Genomic DNA, 16,356 nt, shown 5'->3' on the forward strand with positions numbered 1-16,356 from the left:
GCAGGTATTTTTAAGGATTTTCAAGATGGTGACTATCTCGAATGACTCCTCTGTTAAGGACAATCGACGAGTGTATTCTCCTATTTCTTTGCGGGGAACTGATTGCAAGATTAACTCCCAAGTTTCGCTGGCCGGCCTGACTTCGTTCCGAGTCGGCGGCCCTGCCGAGTGGTACATTGCTCCCCGCAGTATGGAGGCTTTGCAAGCGAGTTTTGCCTGGGCACACGATGAAGGGGTGCCGGTGACTCTGCTGGGTGCTGGTTCTAATTTGTTGGTGAGCGATCGGGGTTTGTCCGGTTTGGTCGTCGGCACTCGCTACCTGAAACAGGTGAATTTTAATCCAGAAACAGGTCAAGTTACAGCCGGGGCGGGGGAGTCAATTCCCCGCCTCGCTTGGTTGGCGGCTAAACGGGGCTGGAAAGGTCTAGAATGGGCAGTCGGCATACCGGGCACCGTGGGAGGGGCTGTGGTGATGAATGCAGGTGCTCACAGAGGCTGTACTGCTGATATTCTGGTCAGCGCTCGCGTCCTATCCCCTGGCGGCAAGGTGGAAATTCTGACTCCCCAAGAGTTGGAGTACCGCTACCGGACTTCGGTGCTGCAAGGGGGCGATCGGCTAGTAACAGAAGCGACTTTCCAGTTGCAGCCGGGATTCGACCGATCGCAAGTAATGGCAGAAACTAATGACCATTTCAGCCAGCGGCGGACAACTCAACCTTACCACTTACCGAGCTGTGGCTCAGTCTTCCGCAACCCCGGCCCCAAGACGGCAGGTTGGTTCATCGAACAAGCGGGACTGAAGGGATATCAGATCGGCGGCGCACAAGTAGCTCAGCGCCATGCTAATTTTATTCTTAACTGCGGGTCGGCAACGGCCAATGATATTTTTCAAGTGATCCGCCACGTTCAACAGCAAGTCGAGCAGCGGTGGTCGCTGTTGTTGGAGCCAGAAGTTAGAATACTGGGAGAGTTTCCCTTCTAAGGCATCATTGAAGTAATACGGAAACGGCAGACTGCCAGCCCACACACCATCACAAAGTAGTTATGACAAAATCAGGACAAGGATTTGGCTTCGGCCTGGGAAAAATGAAAGAACTGACTGAAGCTTTCAAAAAAGCTCAGCAGGTTCAAGAAGGAGCTAAAAAGCTCCAAGAAGAGTTGGATGTAATGGAAATTGAGGGAACTGCCGGCGGCGGCTTGGTCAAGGTTTTTCTCAGCGGCAACCAAGAACCCCGCCGCGTGGAAATCTCGCCGGATGCCCTCGGTGAAGGTGCTGATGTGGTTTCTGAACTCGTCACGGTGGCGATGCAGGATGCTTACGCTAAGTCTACGATGACGATGCGGGAGAAAATGGAAGAACTTACCGGCGGACTGAATCTCCCCGGTTTCGGTTAGTCATTAGTCATCAGTCATTAGTCATCAGTCATTAGTCATTAGTCACTGGTGATGGATGTTTAATAACGGCTTGATAGCTAATGACTGGTTGATTGGTATGAAGCAGGAAACATTGGTACTTGGAAGGAAAAATTTTCTTTCCTCTTCCTTCCAATTACCAATTACTAATTAATAATTATCAATTACTAATTTAATGTCTTATAAATTATTATTTGTCTGTCTCGGAAATATCTGCCGATCGCCCTCAGCAGAAAATATTATGAATCATTTAATTGAACAAGCTGGTTTGAGCGATCGTATCACCTGCGATTCTGCCGGAACTGGTGGCTATCACATAGGCAGTCCCCCTGACAGGCGGATGGCATTGGCGGCGAAAAAGCGAGACATTGAATTGTTAGGCGAAGCCCGCCAATTTCAAAGGAAAGATTTTGAAAATTTTGATTTAATTCTGGCGATGGATCGGGAAAATTATCGGAATATTCTTGCTCTTGATAATGCTGGAAAATATAAAAAAAAAGTGCGGTTGATGTGCGACTTTTGCCGCAAATATGACCTTAAAGAAGTGCCCGATCCTTACTACGGAGGGCCGGAGGGATTCGATCGAGTAATTGATTTGCTGCACGATGCTTCCGAGGGTTTGTTGGAGTACGCGATCGGTCAAGAAAAATTAAGACTTGGCCGCCAGCAATCAATTTAAAAAAGGGCTTTTTTTCGCCCGAATATTAGCAATGCTGTAGGGGGGACAACGCTAACAAAACTCGTAACTAGGGAGATCAGAGTTGTTCCAGCTCCCCCTCCCAAGATGATACTGGGTGACAAAGAAAAAGTTAAACTTGTTAATACAAATTTGGGAGAATTGATACTCAAAGCAGCAATTGGCAGCAAAATAGATGGATACCAAGGCATTAACCAAGGTGTAGCAAACAAAAACAAAGTGAGAGTCGTCCATCCAATATCTGATACCAAATTAATTTCCGAGTCATTTTTGCGGAAGAATGATTTAATCAACGTCACTGCATAATAAACTATCCAACTTAAATATGCAAAATATTTGAAGAATGATAGAATAATTTCCGTGGTTTCAACACTTACATTGGGCAGAAAATTCAGAAATAAATTGAGAGCATGGTGAAACGATCGAGCTGTCGCCCCGGCGGTTGCGGGATTTAACAGACTTCTCCAAGCTGAAACTGTTGGCAGAAACGTATAAGTTATCACGGCGACAATTAATAAAGAAAGCAATACTGATGCTAGTAAATCTTTCCACCGACGCTCCTTGCACAGGAAAGCAAAAACTAAAGGCAACCAAATTATAGGTAAGGTTTTTACTAGAAAACCCACCCAAATTGCTAAAATTGCAAAAACATAACGCTGATAATAAATACATCCTATTAAAACAATCAATGTATTAGCAACTAAAACGTCAAGGTGAGCGTTAGTTATTTGCTCGTTCAATAGCATGGGATTGACTAAATAGGCCATTGTTATGAGGTTACGGTTTTCATAACTTGTTAGCAACCGCCAAATTAAATAAGCATTGAGCGCGTGTACCAAGACGCAGATGATTTTAAAAATATAAACTGCTATTAAAGGGCTAATGGGTACAGCCAATGCTGACACCGAAAAAAAGAATAGAGAAACTGGGCCGTAGGTAGAAGTTTGCAACCAGTGGAGGAAGGGAGATAAGTTAGAAACGAAGGTATCGGAACTATTAAGATAAGGATTGATGTTATGTAAGCTCATCGCTCCGTAATGCAAGTACAAATAAATGTCACTGCTTTGGGGATAAGCTATGAGCGCAAGTGCCAGAAAGGGGATTGCATACTTGCAAATTTCTAGAAAGCTGGAACTTGTATGTTTTTTTTTATCCAAACAATATATGTAACTGTTGCTATCAAGTAGGAACCGTTAATTAGAAGTCGGATGAGACTGAAACCGTTGGTAGGGAAATCGTTATAGTTTTCTCCACCCTGTAAAACGCTGTAAAATTTGGTAATTCCCATTGATGTCGTGGCTATACAGAAAATTATGGAAGCTGCTAATGCGGTACCATATAGAATTTTCGGATTTTTTAAGTAATTGTTAATCATGCTGTTATTCATGTTTGTGTGACAATTGCAGGTGATTTTATTGGGCGAGCGAGCGTTGGCGGTTATCTGACTAAATGGTGTTCCATCGCAAAGCGAACGAGTTCTGCTCGGTTGTTACTGTCAGTTTTTCTGAACAAGCTGCTGACGTGCTTTTCGACAGTTCGAGGGCTGAGGTTGAGTCGGGAGCCTATTTGAATATTAGAAAGACCTTCTGTCAGCAAATCTAGCACTTGTCGCTCTCGCTGAGTCAAAGTCGGAGCATTTTGGCTGGGAGATGCCCGTGAAGCGGAGCTATCCCGTAGGGAATCGCCTGTGTTTGACTTTTGAGTTAAAAAATCCGCTTCTGGCTTGCCATTGGCTCTGTTGCGCGCCTCTGTTGGCGTCGGTTCGGGTTCCGGGGAACGAGAGGGGGCCTGAGCGATTAGAGCGTAGCGATCGAGCAAAGACCGAATTACCGCCCCCAATTCTTGGAGTTCAAAAGGCTTAGCCAGATAATTGTCGCACCCCATCTGATAGCCGCGAATCCGTTCCTGCGTGCTCGTGCGTTCCGTCAAAAAAATCACCGGCAGCAAGCGGAAAGCGGGACGAGTCCGAACTCGCCGCACGAATTCGTAGCCATCCATCTCGGGCATTGTAATGTCGGTAACAATCAAGTGGGGCTGAAATTCATCTACCAAGCCTAAAGCTTCTTTGCCGTTCTCAGCAGCGATTACAGAGTATCCGGTAATTTCCAGATAATCGGTAATCGACAAGCGAGTCGCGAAATCGTCGTCAGCAACCAGAATCGTCAAGGGCATGAGGGGAATTTAAAAATTAAACCTTAAAAATTAAAAGTGACTAATTTCACTTTTAATTTTTAATTCTACTGTTTAATTCTGTTTATAACTTGCTGTTAAAGTAGCAGGTTGCGCTAATGTTCCCTCCAAAGCTACGCCGCGCCCGTTGGCTGCCAAATGCCGCAGAGTTTTGTAAATTGTCTCGATTTGCTCTGGCTTTCCTGCTTTTTTGGCTATTTCTGCGACAGACAGAGGTTTTTGGGCGTCTTTGAGCACTTGCAGTACCCGTTGCTGCAAGTCCAATACAGCAGCGGCCGCTTTTTTGCCTGCTTCGACGCCCGGTTGGTGATAGGCATTGACATTTACCAAGGAGCCGTAAAAACCTACGGCTCTTTCGTAGAGGGCGATTAATGCTCCTACTGTCCGAGGGTTGACTTGGGGAATTGTGACCGTAATGGAATCTCGGTGATTTTCGTACAAGGCTTGTCTAGTTCCCTGCAACAAACCAGACAAATAATCTCCGGAAGTGACGCCGGTTTCGACTTCAGGGGAAATGCCTTGCCTGTCTTCCAACACTTCGATAAATGTTAGGAAGAAATTCGGCACGCCGTCTCGCAGTTGCTGGACGTAGGCGTGTTGGTCGGTGCTGCCTTTGTTGCCGTAAACTGCGATTCCTTGATGAACTGTGTTGCCGTCTAAATCTTCCTGTTTGCCGATCGATTCCATGACTAATTGCTGCAAGTAGCGGCTGAACAATAGCAGTGAATCTTTATACGGCAAAACTACCATATCTTTTTCGCCACGTCCGTTGCAAGCAAAATACCAGGACATTGCTAACAAGGCGGCGGGATTATGTTTGATTTCGGTGGTTCTGGTAGCTTCGTCCATGACTTTAGCGCCGTCGAGCATCGCCCGAATGTCGATGCCTTGCAAAGCTGCTGGCAAAAGTCCGACTGCTGACAATTCGGAAGTGCGTCCTCCCACCCAATCTGCCATTGGAAAAGTGGTAATCCAGCCTTCGGATTTGGCTAATTTGTCTAGTTGGCTGTCAACTCCGGTGATGGCAATTGCTTGTTTGGGAAAATCGAGTTTTTCGGCGGCGAAGGCTTTTTGAACTTCGATCATCCCGTTGCGGGGTTCGGGGGTGCCGCCGGATTTGGAGATAGTAATTACTAGGGTGCTGGCGAGTTTGTCTTTGATTTTGTTCAGGATGCGATCGATCCCGGCGGGATCTGTGTTGTCGATAAAATGTATTGCTAGGGGCGGAATGTCTGGGGATAAAGCTTCGGCGACAAATTGGGGGCCTAGGGCCGAACCGCCGATGCCGATCGAAATTATGTCGGTAAATTGCGGAGCAAAGGGCGGTTTAATATCGCGGTTTTGAACTTTCTTGACAAATGCTTCGACTTGTGATATACCTTCGATTATTTCTTGTTTTAATTCTGGAGTGGGAGCTAAATCGGGGTTTCGCAGCCAGTAGTGGCCCACCATGCGGTTTTCGTCGGGATTGGCGATCGCACCTGCTTCCAAAGCTGCCATGTCTTTGAAAGCTTTGTCAAATTTGGGCTTCAGTGCTGCTGCGAAAGCGTCGTCGAATCCCATGCGGCTGATATCGAGGTAAAGTCCCAATCCCTCGTGATAGTAAAGCCAGTCTTGATAGCGTTGCCAGAGTGCTGCGGCGTCCATAGGAATTCTCTACAATTTTTTTAATGTTCGATCGGCGTCGTCAGGAATCCACCAATTGTAGTTTAAAACGATCTGATGTACGGCTTTTGCACAATCCCAATAAATTTAAGCATTAGTCGTCTGAAGGCAGCCGGAGCCGAAGGCAGCCACAGCATTCGGCACAATTAAACAAAAAAAATATGAGTTGCACAACACTCTTTGTAGGTAGATCGCCCATTAATGGCAACACCCCATAGATAGATCGAAGCGACACAGAGATTTAAGTGTAGTCGGGGTTGGGCTTTGACCCCTGGTTTCACAATATTCAAATTAGGGCGATCGGGATGTGTAAAATAGGCATTGGGGTCAGGTTAAATATACTTTTAGGTGTCACTCAATAATCGGCTAAAAAGATAGTTAACAACGGTCAACTATCTGAAGTGTAGTATAATATACAGATATTAGAATAAAAGTGCGATCGACTATGCTTGCTCTATCTCCAGAATTAAAAGAAAGGTTAGCAACTCCGCTCAAAATCGGCGATTTTGAAGTTAAAAGCCGCGTCCTCCAATCGCCCTTATCCGGCGTTACCGATTTGGTATTTCGCCGCCTGGTGCGCCGCTACGCGCCGGATTCGATGATGTACACGGAAATGGTGAACGCTACGGGTTTGCACTACGTGAAGCAACTGCCGAGAATTATGGAAGTTGACCCGAACGAGCGCCCGATTAGCATTCAATTGTTTGACTGCCGGCCGGATTTCTTGGCAGAAGCGGCGCAGAAAGCTGTGGCAGAAGGAGCGGATACTGTTGATATTAATATGGGCTGTCCGGTTAACAAAATTACTAAAAACGGCGGCGGTTCTTCTCTGCTGCGAGACCCGGAAACGGCAGAGGCAATTGTGCGGGCTGTTGTGGAAGCAGTAGATGTTCCTGTCACGGTTAAAACTAGGATCGGTTGGACGGACAAAGAAATTAATATTTTGGAATTTGCGAAGCGGATGGAAGATGCGGGAGCAAAAATGATTACCGTGCACGGCCGCACTCGATCGCAAGGTTACACCGGCCCGGCAAAATGGGAGTGGATTCGCCGAGTTAAAGAAGTTTTATCGATTCCAGTTATTGCTAACGGGGATATTTTTTCAGTGGAAGCAGCGATGCGATGTCTGGAAGAAACCGGCGCTGATGGAGTGATGTGTTCGCGGGGAACTTTGGGCTATCCTTTTTTGGTGGGAGAAGTTGATTATTTCTTGAAAACTGGTGTGGAAAAGATAGCTCCGACACCAATTGAACGCCTCGAATGTGCTAAAGAACATTTGCGGGCTTTGTGGGAATATAAAGGTGAAAGCGGTGTTTGCCAAGCGCGCAAGCACTTAACCTGGTATGCTAAGGGTTTCCCCGGTGCTGGGGAATTGCGGGGCGTGTTGGCTGTGGTAGAAACGGTGGAACAAGGTTGCGATTCGATCGATCGCGCGATCGAGCAATTACCCGCAAGTTGACACAAATAGCCCGCCTCTTAGGGCTAAAATTTAATACACAGTTAAAAATTTGTGTGGGGAAAGCATGGATTCCTTAAAAGGGCGAGATTTATTAAGTCTGGCAGATTTAAGCATTGACGAATTAAATTATTTGCTAGATCTAGCAGCCAGTTTAAAATCGGGAATGGTCAAGCTGAAACGCAATAAAGTTCTCGGCTTGTTATTTTCCAAAGCTTCAACGCGAACGCGGGTAAGTTTTACGGTGGCAATGTATAAATTGGGAGGGCAAGTGATTGACCTCAATCCCAACGTTACACAAGTCAGCCGCGGGGAACCTTTGGTAGATACAGCCAGGGTTTTAGACAGATATTTAGACATTTTGGCGATTCGGACTTTCGAGCAAAAGGATTTAGTTACTTTTGCCAACTATGCGAAAATTCCTGTGATTAATGCGCTGACAGATGACGAACACCCATGTCAAGTGCTGGCGGATTTAATGACAGTAAAAGAGTGTTTTGGCAAGCTAGAAGGATTGACCATGACTTATTTTGGCGACGGTAACAACATGGCAAATTCGCTGATGTTGGGCTGTGCAATGACCGGGATAAATGTCAGAATTGCTTGTCCTGAAGATTTCTGCCCGAATATTGAGATTGTGGAAAAAGCTAAGGAAATTGCTCAGGGAAAAACAGAAGTTACTGTGACTGCTGATGCGGAAGCTGCTGCTAAAAATGCTCAAGTGATTTATACTGATGTTTGGGCGAGTATGGGACAGGAAGAGGAAGCAAAAATCAGGATTCCTTTGTTTGAACCATATCAGGTGAATGAACAATTGCTGAAGTTAGCAGATAAGAATGCAATTGTATTGCACTGTTTGCCCGCACACCGGGATGAAGAGATTACCGATGCAGTGATTGAAGGGAGTCAATCGCGCGTTTGGGATCAAGCAGAAAATCGGATGCACGCTCAGCAAGCTTTGCTAGCAAGCATTCTGGAAAGCGATTAGAATAGATAAGGGAAGAGAAGAATCGCCGGTTGAAACCGTGTCTAAACAAACTCTCGTCCTAGCAGAGGGGGACTGAAAAATAAGAGAAAAGCCATTCTCTCTATCTCTTCTCTTTCTCTGCGCTCTCTGCGCCCTCTGCGGTTAATAAAAAACATAAGTAAGTCGGTGCGAAAAAAAACCAACTATGTTAAAATAAGTAAATATAAAAAATATATCTACTAAGGTAACTCAATATATAGGCGCTCGATTAAGGTTCATAGATTTAGTGATACAGATTCTAAATTCTAACCCTATAAACCCATGTTCATTCGTACTACGGCTCTCACTCCAGTAGAACTCAGGGCTGCGATCGTCCGGGAACCCTTGGTGGTTTCACCGGATACGACGGTGATGGATGCGATCGCCCAGATGAGCGGCGTGCGAGCTATCTGTGATGCCGCCAAAACTGTGGATGGACAACGGGATCAACTCCATCTAGAGGTACGGTCAAGCTGCGTATTGGTAATGGAAGACAGGCAGTTGCTCGGTATTTTGACAGAGCGAGACGTGGTGCTATTGAGTGCTCAGCAGCGTTCCTTAGAGAATTTGGCGATTCGGGAGGTGATGCTCCATCCAGTCGTCACCCTGCACGAGTCTGCCTTTACCGATTTATTTTTTGCTATTAGTTTGCTCCAGCAGTATCACATTCGCCATTTGCCCATCCTAGATGAGCACGATCGCCTCGTGGGGTTGGTGACTCATGAAAGTCTGCGGGAAACCTCTCGCCCTGTAGATCTCTTGCGGTTGCGGCTGGTGTCTGAGGTGATGACGAGTGAGGTCATTTGTGCGACACCAGATACTTCCATGCTGGCGATCGCCCAACGGATGTCCGAGCACCGCGTCAGTTCCGTCATGATTCTAGAACCGGGCGATCGACCAGAACCGCTGCAAATTCCGGTGGGGATTCTGACCGAGCGGGATATTGTGCAATTTCAGGCATTGGGCTTGAACCTGGAAACCTGTACGGCACAGGGGGTAATGAGTACGCCGATTTTCGCCGTTAGACCAGACGATTCGCTCTGGACTGTGCAGCAGATCATGGAGCAGCGATCGATCCGGCGGTTGGCGGTGACGGGGGAGCAAGGGGAGCTATTGGGCATCGTCACCCAGACCAGTTTGCTGCAAGCCCTCAACCCGCTGGAACTCTACAAGCTGGCCCAGAAGTTGGAAGAGAAGGTAGTGCGCCTAGAGGCGGAGAAGATTCAACTGCTGGAAAATATCATAGAGGAGCAAGTTGAAGCCCGCACAACCGCTCTCAAAGCTAAGGCCGGGCGAGAGAAATTAATCGCAGAGCTAGCTACGCAAATTCGATCGTCCCTAAGCCTGCAAACAATTTTAGACACAACTGTAGAACAGGTGCGGCAAGTGCTGGGCTGCGATCGCGTCAATATTTGGCAGTTTGAAGCAGATTGGCAAACCATTGCCGTAGCAGAATCTACCAACTCGTCCCTGTCTCTAGTAGGCGAACGGATTAACGATACCTGCTTTAAGCAAGATCGGGCTGAGATTTATCGCCAGGGGCGGATTCACGTCGTACCGGATATCTACACGACCAAAATGTCAGACTGTCACCGGAAACTGCTGATCCGCCTCCAAACGCGATCCAAAATTTTGGTGCCCCTGCTGTGTGGCGATGAGTTGTGGGGCTTGCTGAATGCCAGCGAAAGCCAGCACGCCCGCGAGTGGCTACCAGAAGAAGTAGAACTGCTGCAAGCCTTATCCGTGCATCTAGCGATCGCCCTTCAGCAAGCCACCACCCACCAAAAATTGCAGGAGGAACTGAGGGAACGACAGCAAGCCGAAGCCCGCCTGCGAGAGAGCGAACAACGCTATGCTACCCTTGCTGCTGCTGCTCCAGTGGGGATTTTTCGCACCGACGCTGCGGGGCTATGCACATATATCAACGAGCGCTGCTTTGAGATCACCGGAATCACAACACCAGAAGCCATTATTGGAAAGGGATGGCAACAAGCGCTACACCCTGAAGATCGCGATTGGGTCATGGCCGAATGGGAGCAATTTATCCAATACCAACAGCCTTTTGAGCTCGAATATCGCTTTCAACGTCCCGACGGTGTGGTGACGTCGGTCTATGTGCAGTCCGTCGCCGAACGGGATGCAGAGGGGCAAGTAGTCGGGTATTTGGGCACAATTACAGATATTACCGATCGCAAACAAGCTGAAGCCCGCCTGATTGAGAGCGAAGAACGCTACGCTACCCTGGTGGAAGTCGCTCCAGTGGGGATTTTTCGCACCGATGCTGCGGGCAACTGCATCTATGTTAACGATCGCTGGTGTCAGATCAGCGGACTCACGCCCAAAACCGCTGCCAGAGAAGGATGGCGACAAGGGCTACACCCCGACGATCGCGACGAGATCGCCACCGAATGGCAGCAATCTATCGAAGAAAATCGTCCGTTCCAGCTCGAATATCGCTTTCAACGTCCCGACGGTGGGGTGACGTGGGTATATGGGCAGTCCGTCGCTGAACTGGATACAGCGGGGCAAGCCATCGGCTATGTAGGTACTGTTACAGATATTACCGAGAGCAAGCAAGCTGAAGTCGCCCTGTCTCAACTGGCAGCTATTGTCGAGTCGTCTGCGGATGCCATCATCAGTAAAACTTTAGATGGCACGATCGTTAGCTGGAACGCAGGGGCAGAAAAACTATTTGGTTATAAGGCTCAGGAAGTCATCGGTCAATCGATCCTCCTACTGATTCCCACTGAACTCAGGAATGAGGAATTATCGATTATAGAAAAAATTCAGCAAGGACAAGTGGTCGAGCATTATGAAACTTTACGACAAAACAAAGATGGGAAGTTAATTGATATTTCGTTAACGGTTTCTCCTATCAGAGATGCGGCTGGAAAGATCGTTGGCGCATCAAAAATTGCTAGGGATATTAGCGATCGCAAACTTGCCGAAACCGCCCTGATCCAGAGCGAAGCCCAAAGCCGAGCTATATTAGCAGCAATTCCCGACTTCATGTTTCGCATCGGTGCCGATGGTCTTTATCGGGGGAACGTGACAGCCAACCGTGAGAGCCACTTTCTCGGTACAGATGTCAATACCCTTGGTGTAGCGATGGTGGATGTTATATCAGGAGAAATTGCGACCCGACATCTACATTACCTAGAGCAAGCCTTACGCACAGGAGAACTGGAAGTTTACGAACAACAGGTTCAGATTGGCGATCGCATCCAATATGAAGAAATCCGCATCATCAAGAGCGGCGAAGATGAAGCCCTGTTTATGATTCGAGACATTAGCGAGCGCAAGCAGGCCCAAAAAGCCCTAATCCATTCTCAAGAACAATTAAGCTTGGTTTTAAAAGGCTCCAATGACGGTTGGTGGGATTGGAATCTGAGTGAAAACAATATGTACTACTCTCCCCGTTGGTGGGGGATTTTAGGGTATGAGCCTGGAGAACTTGAGGGTGCGCCGGATCTATGGCAGCAACGAATGCACCCTGATGATTTAGATCGGGTCAATCAGTTTCTGCACCAACAAATAACAAATGATATTGAGTCTTACGAGGTCGAGTTTCGTTTGCTGCACAAACAAGAACATTATGTTCCAGTCATTTCGCGTGGTTTTATTTTGCGCAACGATCGCGGCACTCCCGTTAGGATTTCTGGTACTAATACGGATTTGACAGAACTTAAAAAGGCTGAAGAACAACTTCGCCAACTCAATCAAGCGCTAGAAGCCAAAGTCGCAGAACGTACCCAAGAGCTTTGGCAAGTCAACAGCCTGCAACGCGCTATCCTCGATGGGGCTGATTATTCCATCATTTCCACTGACCCAACTGGCATCATCCAGACCTTTAATGCCGGTGCGGAAAGGATGCTGGGTTACAGTGCCGCAGAAATGGTAGGTCTTGTCACACCCGCACTCATTCACGATGTCAGCGAGGTAATCGATCGGGCCGCATCCCTCTCTGTCGAACTGGGGCAAGATGTGCCTCCGGGCTTTGAGGTTTTTGTTGCCAAACCACGCCAAGGCATTGTCAGCGAAGAAGAGTGGAGCTATATCCGAAAAGATGGCTCTCGCTTTCCTGTGTCGCTATCCATCACCGCCCTCAAGGATGCCAATCAGCAAATTATCGGCTTTTTAGGCATCGCCAAAGATATTAGCGATCGCAAACAAGCTGAACTAGAACTACAAAAACTATCAGAACGCCTCGCCTTGTCCCTCAAATCTGGAGCGATCGGTTGTTGGGAATGGAACCTTGGACAGAACACCATCCTTGGGGATGAGCGGATCTATGAAATGTGTGGCCTCACGAAACAATCGGATTCCTATCAGGTCTACGACTTTTGGATGAACATGGTACATCCCGATGACCTCAGATCCATGGAAACATTGCTCCAGCAAGCCATCTTAGGACAGGCAGAATACGATACCGAGTTTCGGGTGTTGCATCCCGATGGCAGCATCCACTTTCTTAAAGGATTCGGAGTGGTGGTGCCAGATGCCCAAGGCAATCCCCAGAGCATGATTGGGGTCAACTTTGATATTACCGATCGCAAACGAGCTGAAGCTGAACTAAAAAAACTATCGGAACGCCTCGCCTTGTCTCTCAAATCTGGAGCGATCGGCTGTTGGGAATGGGACATTGTACACAACAGCATCCTTTGGGATGAGCGGATGTACGAACTTTATGGTGTCACAAAACAATCTGATTCCCGTGTGGTCTACGACATTTGGGCAAGCGGGCTACATCCCGATGACCGCACCTCCACCGAAACATTACTCCAGCAAGCCATCTTAGGACAGGCAGAATACGATACCGAGTTTCGAGTGCTGCATCCCGATGGCAGCATCCACTTTATTAAAGCCTCTGGAGTGGTGGTGCCAGATCCCCAAGGCAATCCCCAGAGCATGATCGGGATCAACTTTGATATTAGCGATCGCAAACAAGCTGAAATCGAACGACAGCAGTTAATTCAAGAACTCTCCGCTTTCAAACTCGCCCTCGATCAATCCGCTATTGTGGTCATCACCAATACTAAAGGGGAGATATCTTACGTCAACGATCGCTTCTGTGCAGTCTCAGGCTACTCCCGCGATGAACTCATCGGTCAAACCCATCGCATTGTCAACTCTGGCTATCATCCCCCTACTTTTTTCCAAGACTTGTGGCGCACCATTACCAGCGGTCAGATTTGGCGCGGTGAAGTTTGCAATCGAATGAAGAACGGTAGCCTGTACTGGGTTGCCAGTACCATTGTCCCTTTTTTGGACGAAGGCGGGCAACCTTTTCAGTATCTAGCTATTCGCTTTGACATTACCGCCCGCAAATTAGCCGAAGCAACGCTCCAGCAGGAAAATACTTTCCGTCAACAAATTGTAGAAAACATGGCAGAAGGGCTGTGCGTTTTCCATGAAGTTGAGCAGTTTCCCTTTCTCCGCTTCACGGTCTGGAATCAGCAAATGCAAGCGATTACGGGCTACACCTTAGAAGAAATCAACCGTCTGGGGTGGTATCAAAGTGTTTACCCGGATTCAGAGGCTCAAGAACAGGCGATCGCCAACCTCAGACAGATGCAACAAGGGGAACCCCCGATCTCGCAAGAAAGGGAAATCCAGCGTAAAGATGGGCAGAAACGCACAATCGCCATTTCTGCCTCAATCCTATCGAGCAACGACGGACTGATTTATATACTGACCTTGATCCAAGACATTACCGCTCGCAAACAGATTGAGGCTCAATTAGCAGAGAGTGAAGGTAAATTCCGGCGGCTAGTAGAAGGAGGTAAAGATGTGATTTGGTCATCCGATCAAGATGGCATTATCACTTATCTCTCACCGCAATTCAAGAACGTTTTTGGCTGGGAAGAAAGTGAATGGATTGGTAAGCCGTTTATAGAACTGGTGCATCGAGACGATCGCCTATTAGTGTATAGTGATTATCAGCAAAATATCAGTTTTTCTCCAAACTCAAGTCATTATGAGTTCCGACATTACCACAACGAGGGTAATTATATTTGGGTAAGAACCAGCATCACAGCTCTTAGAAATGCTGAAGGAGTAGTGATTAATATCCAGGGAGTTTTATCGGATATCAGCGATCGCAAACAAGCCGAACAGAGATTGGAACAACAGGCAAAACAGGAACGCTTGCTGGGATCTATTACTCAAAGGATGCGGTCATCTCTGAACCTGAACGAGATTCTCAATGTCACTGTTGAGGAAATCCATCAGGTTTTGCAATCAGATCGAGTGCTAGTCTATCGCGTGTTTCCGGGAGGAACGGGGGCTGCCATTGCGGAATCTGTTTTGCCCAAATGGCCGCGTATTCTGGATATCGTCTTTCCTGAAGAAGTTTTCCCAGAAGAGAACTACGATCGCTATCTCCAAGGAAGAGTGTATGCCCTCAGCGATCGCGAAGATGAAAACCAGTCAGTCTTACCCTGCTTGATTGAATTCCTCGAATCCATCCATGTCAGAGCTAAACTTGTAGTTCCAATTATTCTGAATCAATCTCTGTGGGGGTTACTGATCGCCCATCACTGCGATCGTCCGCGCCACTGGGAAGATTGGGAAATTAATTTATTTAAACAAACGGCTAACCAATTAGCGATCGCCATTCAGCAGTCTAATCTTTTTGAGCAATTACAGACAGAATTAGCCGAACGTCAACGGGCAGAAGCCCAACTGACCGAAACGAATGCCCAACTAGGCATTTCCAACGAAGAATTAATCCGCGCTACAAGGCTCAAAGACGAATTCCTCGCCAATATGAGTCACGAACTCCGCACTCCTCTCAATGCCATTCTGGGCATGAGCGAGGGGCTACAAGATCGAGTCTTTGGCAGCATCAACGAACGACAAATTAAAGCTTTACAAACCATCGAGCGCAGTGGCTTTCACTTACTACAATTAATCAACGACATTTTGGATGTCGCCAAAATTGAATCGGGTAAAATGGAGCTGGATTGCACCCCAGTTTCTGTCAATCATCTCTGTCAATCCAGTCTGGCATTTATCACACAACAAGCCCTGCAAAAACGCCTTCAGCTAGAGATTAAACTGCAACTAAATCTGCCCGACTTATTGATAGATGAACGGCGCATCCGCCAAGTATTAATTAACCTGCTCAACAACGCCGTCAAATTCACCCCAGAGGGAGGACGCATCACCATAGAAGTCAGCCGTCAACAGCGCCAGGCAGATCCAGATTCTGCCGGTGCCCCACCTCATTGTTTTGTCAAAGAGACCCTGCGAATTGCCGTCATCGATACAGGTATTGGTATTGCCCCAGAACATATCAACAAACTGTTTCAGCCCTTTATCCAAATCGATAGCGCCCTGAATCGTCAATATACAGGCACTGGCTTGGGGCTTGCCCTGGTGAAACGCATTGTCGAACTCCACGGCGGGCAGGTGTTGCTAACTAGCGAGGTGGGTGTAGGAAGTTGCTTCGCGATCGACCTTCCCTGCACTGCTGGTGCGCCCTCCTCTCGTGACCTAGAATCCCAGACCGATCCCCGCATCGAACGCAGCCAGCCCGAACAGGAAGGTTCTCCCTTAATTTTGCTGGCCGAAGACAACGAAGCCAATATCAGTACGGTTTCGAGCTACCTGAGAGCTAAAGGCTATCGCATTCTTTTGGCTAAGAATGGAGAGGAGGCGATCGCCCTGGCCAAGTCGGAAAACCCCAATCTAATTCTGATGGACATTCAAATGCCTGGTATGGATGGTCTAGAAGCTATGCAGCAGATTCGCCTCGATCCTAACTTAGTCGATGTGCCGATCGTTGCCCTAACTGCCTTAGCCATGACAGGCGACCGCGATCGTTGCCTTGCCGCCGGAGCCAATGATTACCTCACCAAACCCGTTAAGCTGAAGCAGTTAGCAGCCACAATTCAAGACCTTTTAAATTCCCAGATAAGATAATTT

General features: G+C 47.6%; 9 protein-coding genes. 6 read left to right on the forward strand and 3 right to left on the reverse strand.

The features are described 5' to 3' along the window. Positions 1–25: 25 nt before the first annotated feature. The 3 genes from murB to QUA78_RS03045 all read left to right on the forward strand — a co-directional run bounded on the left by murB (position 26) and on the right by QUA78_RS03045 (position 2,092). A complete protein-coding gene (gene murB, locus QUA78_RS03035; protein ID WP_333301999.1) occupies positions 26–982 on the forward strand; it encodes a UDP-N-acetylmuramate dehydrogenase in 957 nt (318 codons plus the stop codon). A 62-nt stretch (positions 983–1,044) separates the two neighbouring features. After that, positions 1,045–1,395: a YbaB/EbfC family nucleoid-associated protein gene (locus QUA78_RS03040; RefSeq protein WP_006634273.1), complete on the forward strand. Its 351-nt coding sequence runs from the start codon at positions 1,045–1,047 to the stop codon at positions 1,393–1,395. Positions 1,396–1,588: 193 nt separating this feature from the next. Then, positions 1,589–2,092 (forward strand): low molecular weight protein-tyrosine-phosphatase, encoded by a 504-nt coding sequence (locus QUA78_RS03045; RefSeq protein WP_333302000.1) that lies wholly within the window; start codon positions 1,589–1,591, stop codon positions 2,090–2,092. Here QUA78_RS03045 and QUA78_RS03050 read toward each other — a convergent pair. The 3 genes from QUA78_RS03050 to QUA78_RS03060 all read right to left on the reverse strand — a co-directional run bounded on the left by QUA78_RS03050 (position 2,089) and on the right by QUA78_RS03060 (position 5,947). Continuing rightward, positions 2,089–3,138, reverse strand: coding sequence for a hypothetical protein (locus QUA78_RS03050; RefSeq protein ID WP_333398574.1), 1,050 nt, complete (start codon positions 3,136–3,138; stop codon positions 2,089–2,091). The genes QUA78_RS03045 and QUA78_RS03050 overlap by 4 nt on opposite strands. 409 nt (positions 3,139–3,547) lie before the next feature. Then, entirely contained in the window at positions 3,548–4,282 is a 735-nt protein-coding gene (locus QUA78_RS03055) for a response regulator transcription factor (RefSeq protein ID WP_333302002.1), read from the reverse strand. Positions 4,283–4,354: 72 nt separating this feature from the next. Next, the gene (locus QUA78_RS03060) at positions 4,355–5,947 is read right to left on the reverse strand and encodes a glucose-6-phosphate isomerase (protein ID WP_333398576.1); all 1,593 of its coding nucleotides are present in this window, start codon (positions 5,945–5,947) and stop codon (positions 4,355–4,357) included. Between the two features lie 463 nt (positions 5,948–6,410). Between QUA78_RS03060 and dusB the strand changes: the two genes are divergently transcribed. The 3 genes from dusB to QUA78_RS03075 all read left to right on the forward strand — a co-directional run bounded on the left by dusB (position 6,411) and on the right by QUA78_RS03075 (position 16,353). Next, a complete protein-coding gene (gene dusB, locus QUA78_RS03065; RefSeq protein WP_333375974.1) occupies positions 6,411–7,424 on the forward strand; it encodes a tRNA dihydrouridine synthase DusB in 1,014 nt (337 codons plus the stop codon). A gap of 64 nt (positions 7,425–7,488) precedes the next feature. Beyond that, a complete protein-coding gene (argF, locus tag QUA78_RS03070; protein ID WP_333398578.1) occupies positions 7,489–8,409 on the forward strand; it encodes an ornithine carbamoyltransferase in 921 nt (306 codons plus the stop codon). Positions 8,410–8,709: 300 nt separating this feature from the next. Next, positions 8,710–16,353: a PAS domain S-box protein gene (locus tag QUA78_RS03075; protein ID WP_333303416.1), complete on the forward strand. Its 7,644-nt coding sequence runs from the start codon at positions 8,710–8,712 to the stop codon at positions 16,351–16,353. Positions 16,354–16,356 lie beyond the last annotated feature (3 nt).

This window comes from Microcoleus sp. K4-B3 (assembly GCF_036704615.1).
Taxonomy (GTDB): Bacteria; Cyanobacteriota; Cyanobacteriia; order Cyanobacteriales; family Microcoleaceae; genus Microcoleus.

Bases quoted from the DNA above. Each gene is read 5' to 3' on its own strand.
- QUA78_RS03075 (WP_333303416.1), top strand. From the start codon at position 8,710: ATGTTCATTCGTACTACGGCTCTCACTCCAGTAGAACTCAGGGCTGCG.
- QUA78_RS03050 (WP_333398574.1), bottom strand. From the start codon at position 3,138: ATGAGCTTACATAACATCAATCCTTATCTTAATAGTTCCGATACCTTC.
- QUA78_RS03045 (WP_333302000.1), top strand. From the start codon at position 1,589: ATGTCTTATAAATTATTATTTGTCTGTCTCGGAAATATCTGCCGATCG.
- dusB (WP_333375974.1), top strand. From the start codon at position 6,411: ATGCTTGCTCTATCTCCAGAATTAAAAGAAAGGTTAGCAACTCCGCTC.
- QUA78_RS03040 (WP_006634273.1), top strand. From the start codon at position 1,045: ATGACAAAATCAGGACAAGGATTTGGCTTCGGCCTGGGAAAAATGAAA.
- QUA78_RS03060 (WP_333398576.1), bottom strand. From the start codon at position 5,947: ATGGACGCCGCAGCACTCTGGCAACGCTATCAAGACTGGCTTTACTAT.
- QUA78_RS03055 (WP_333302002.1), bottom strand. From the start codon at position 4,282: ATGCCCTTGACGATTCTGGTTGCTGACGACGATTTCGCGACTCGCTTG.
- argF (WP_333398578.1), top strand. From the start codon at position 7,489: ATGGATTCCTTAAAAGGGCGAGATTTATTAAGTCTGGCAGATTTAAGC.
- murB (WP_333301999.1), top strand. From the start codon at position 26: ATGGTGACTATCTCGAATGACTCCTCTGTTAAGGACAATCGACGAGTG.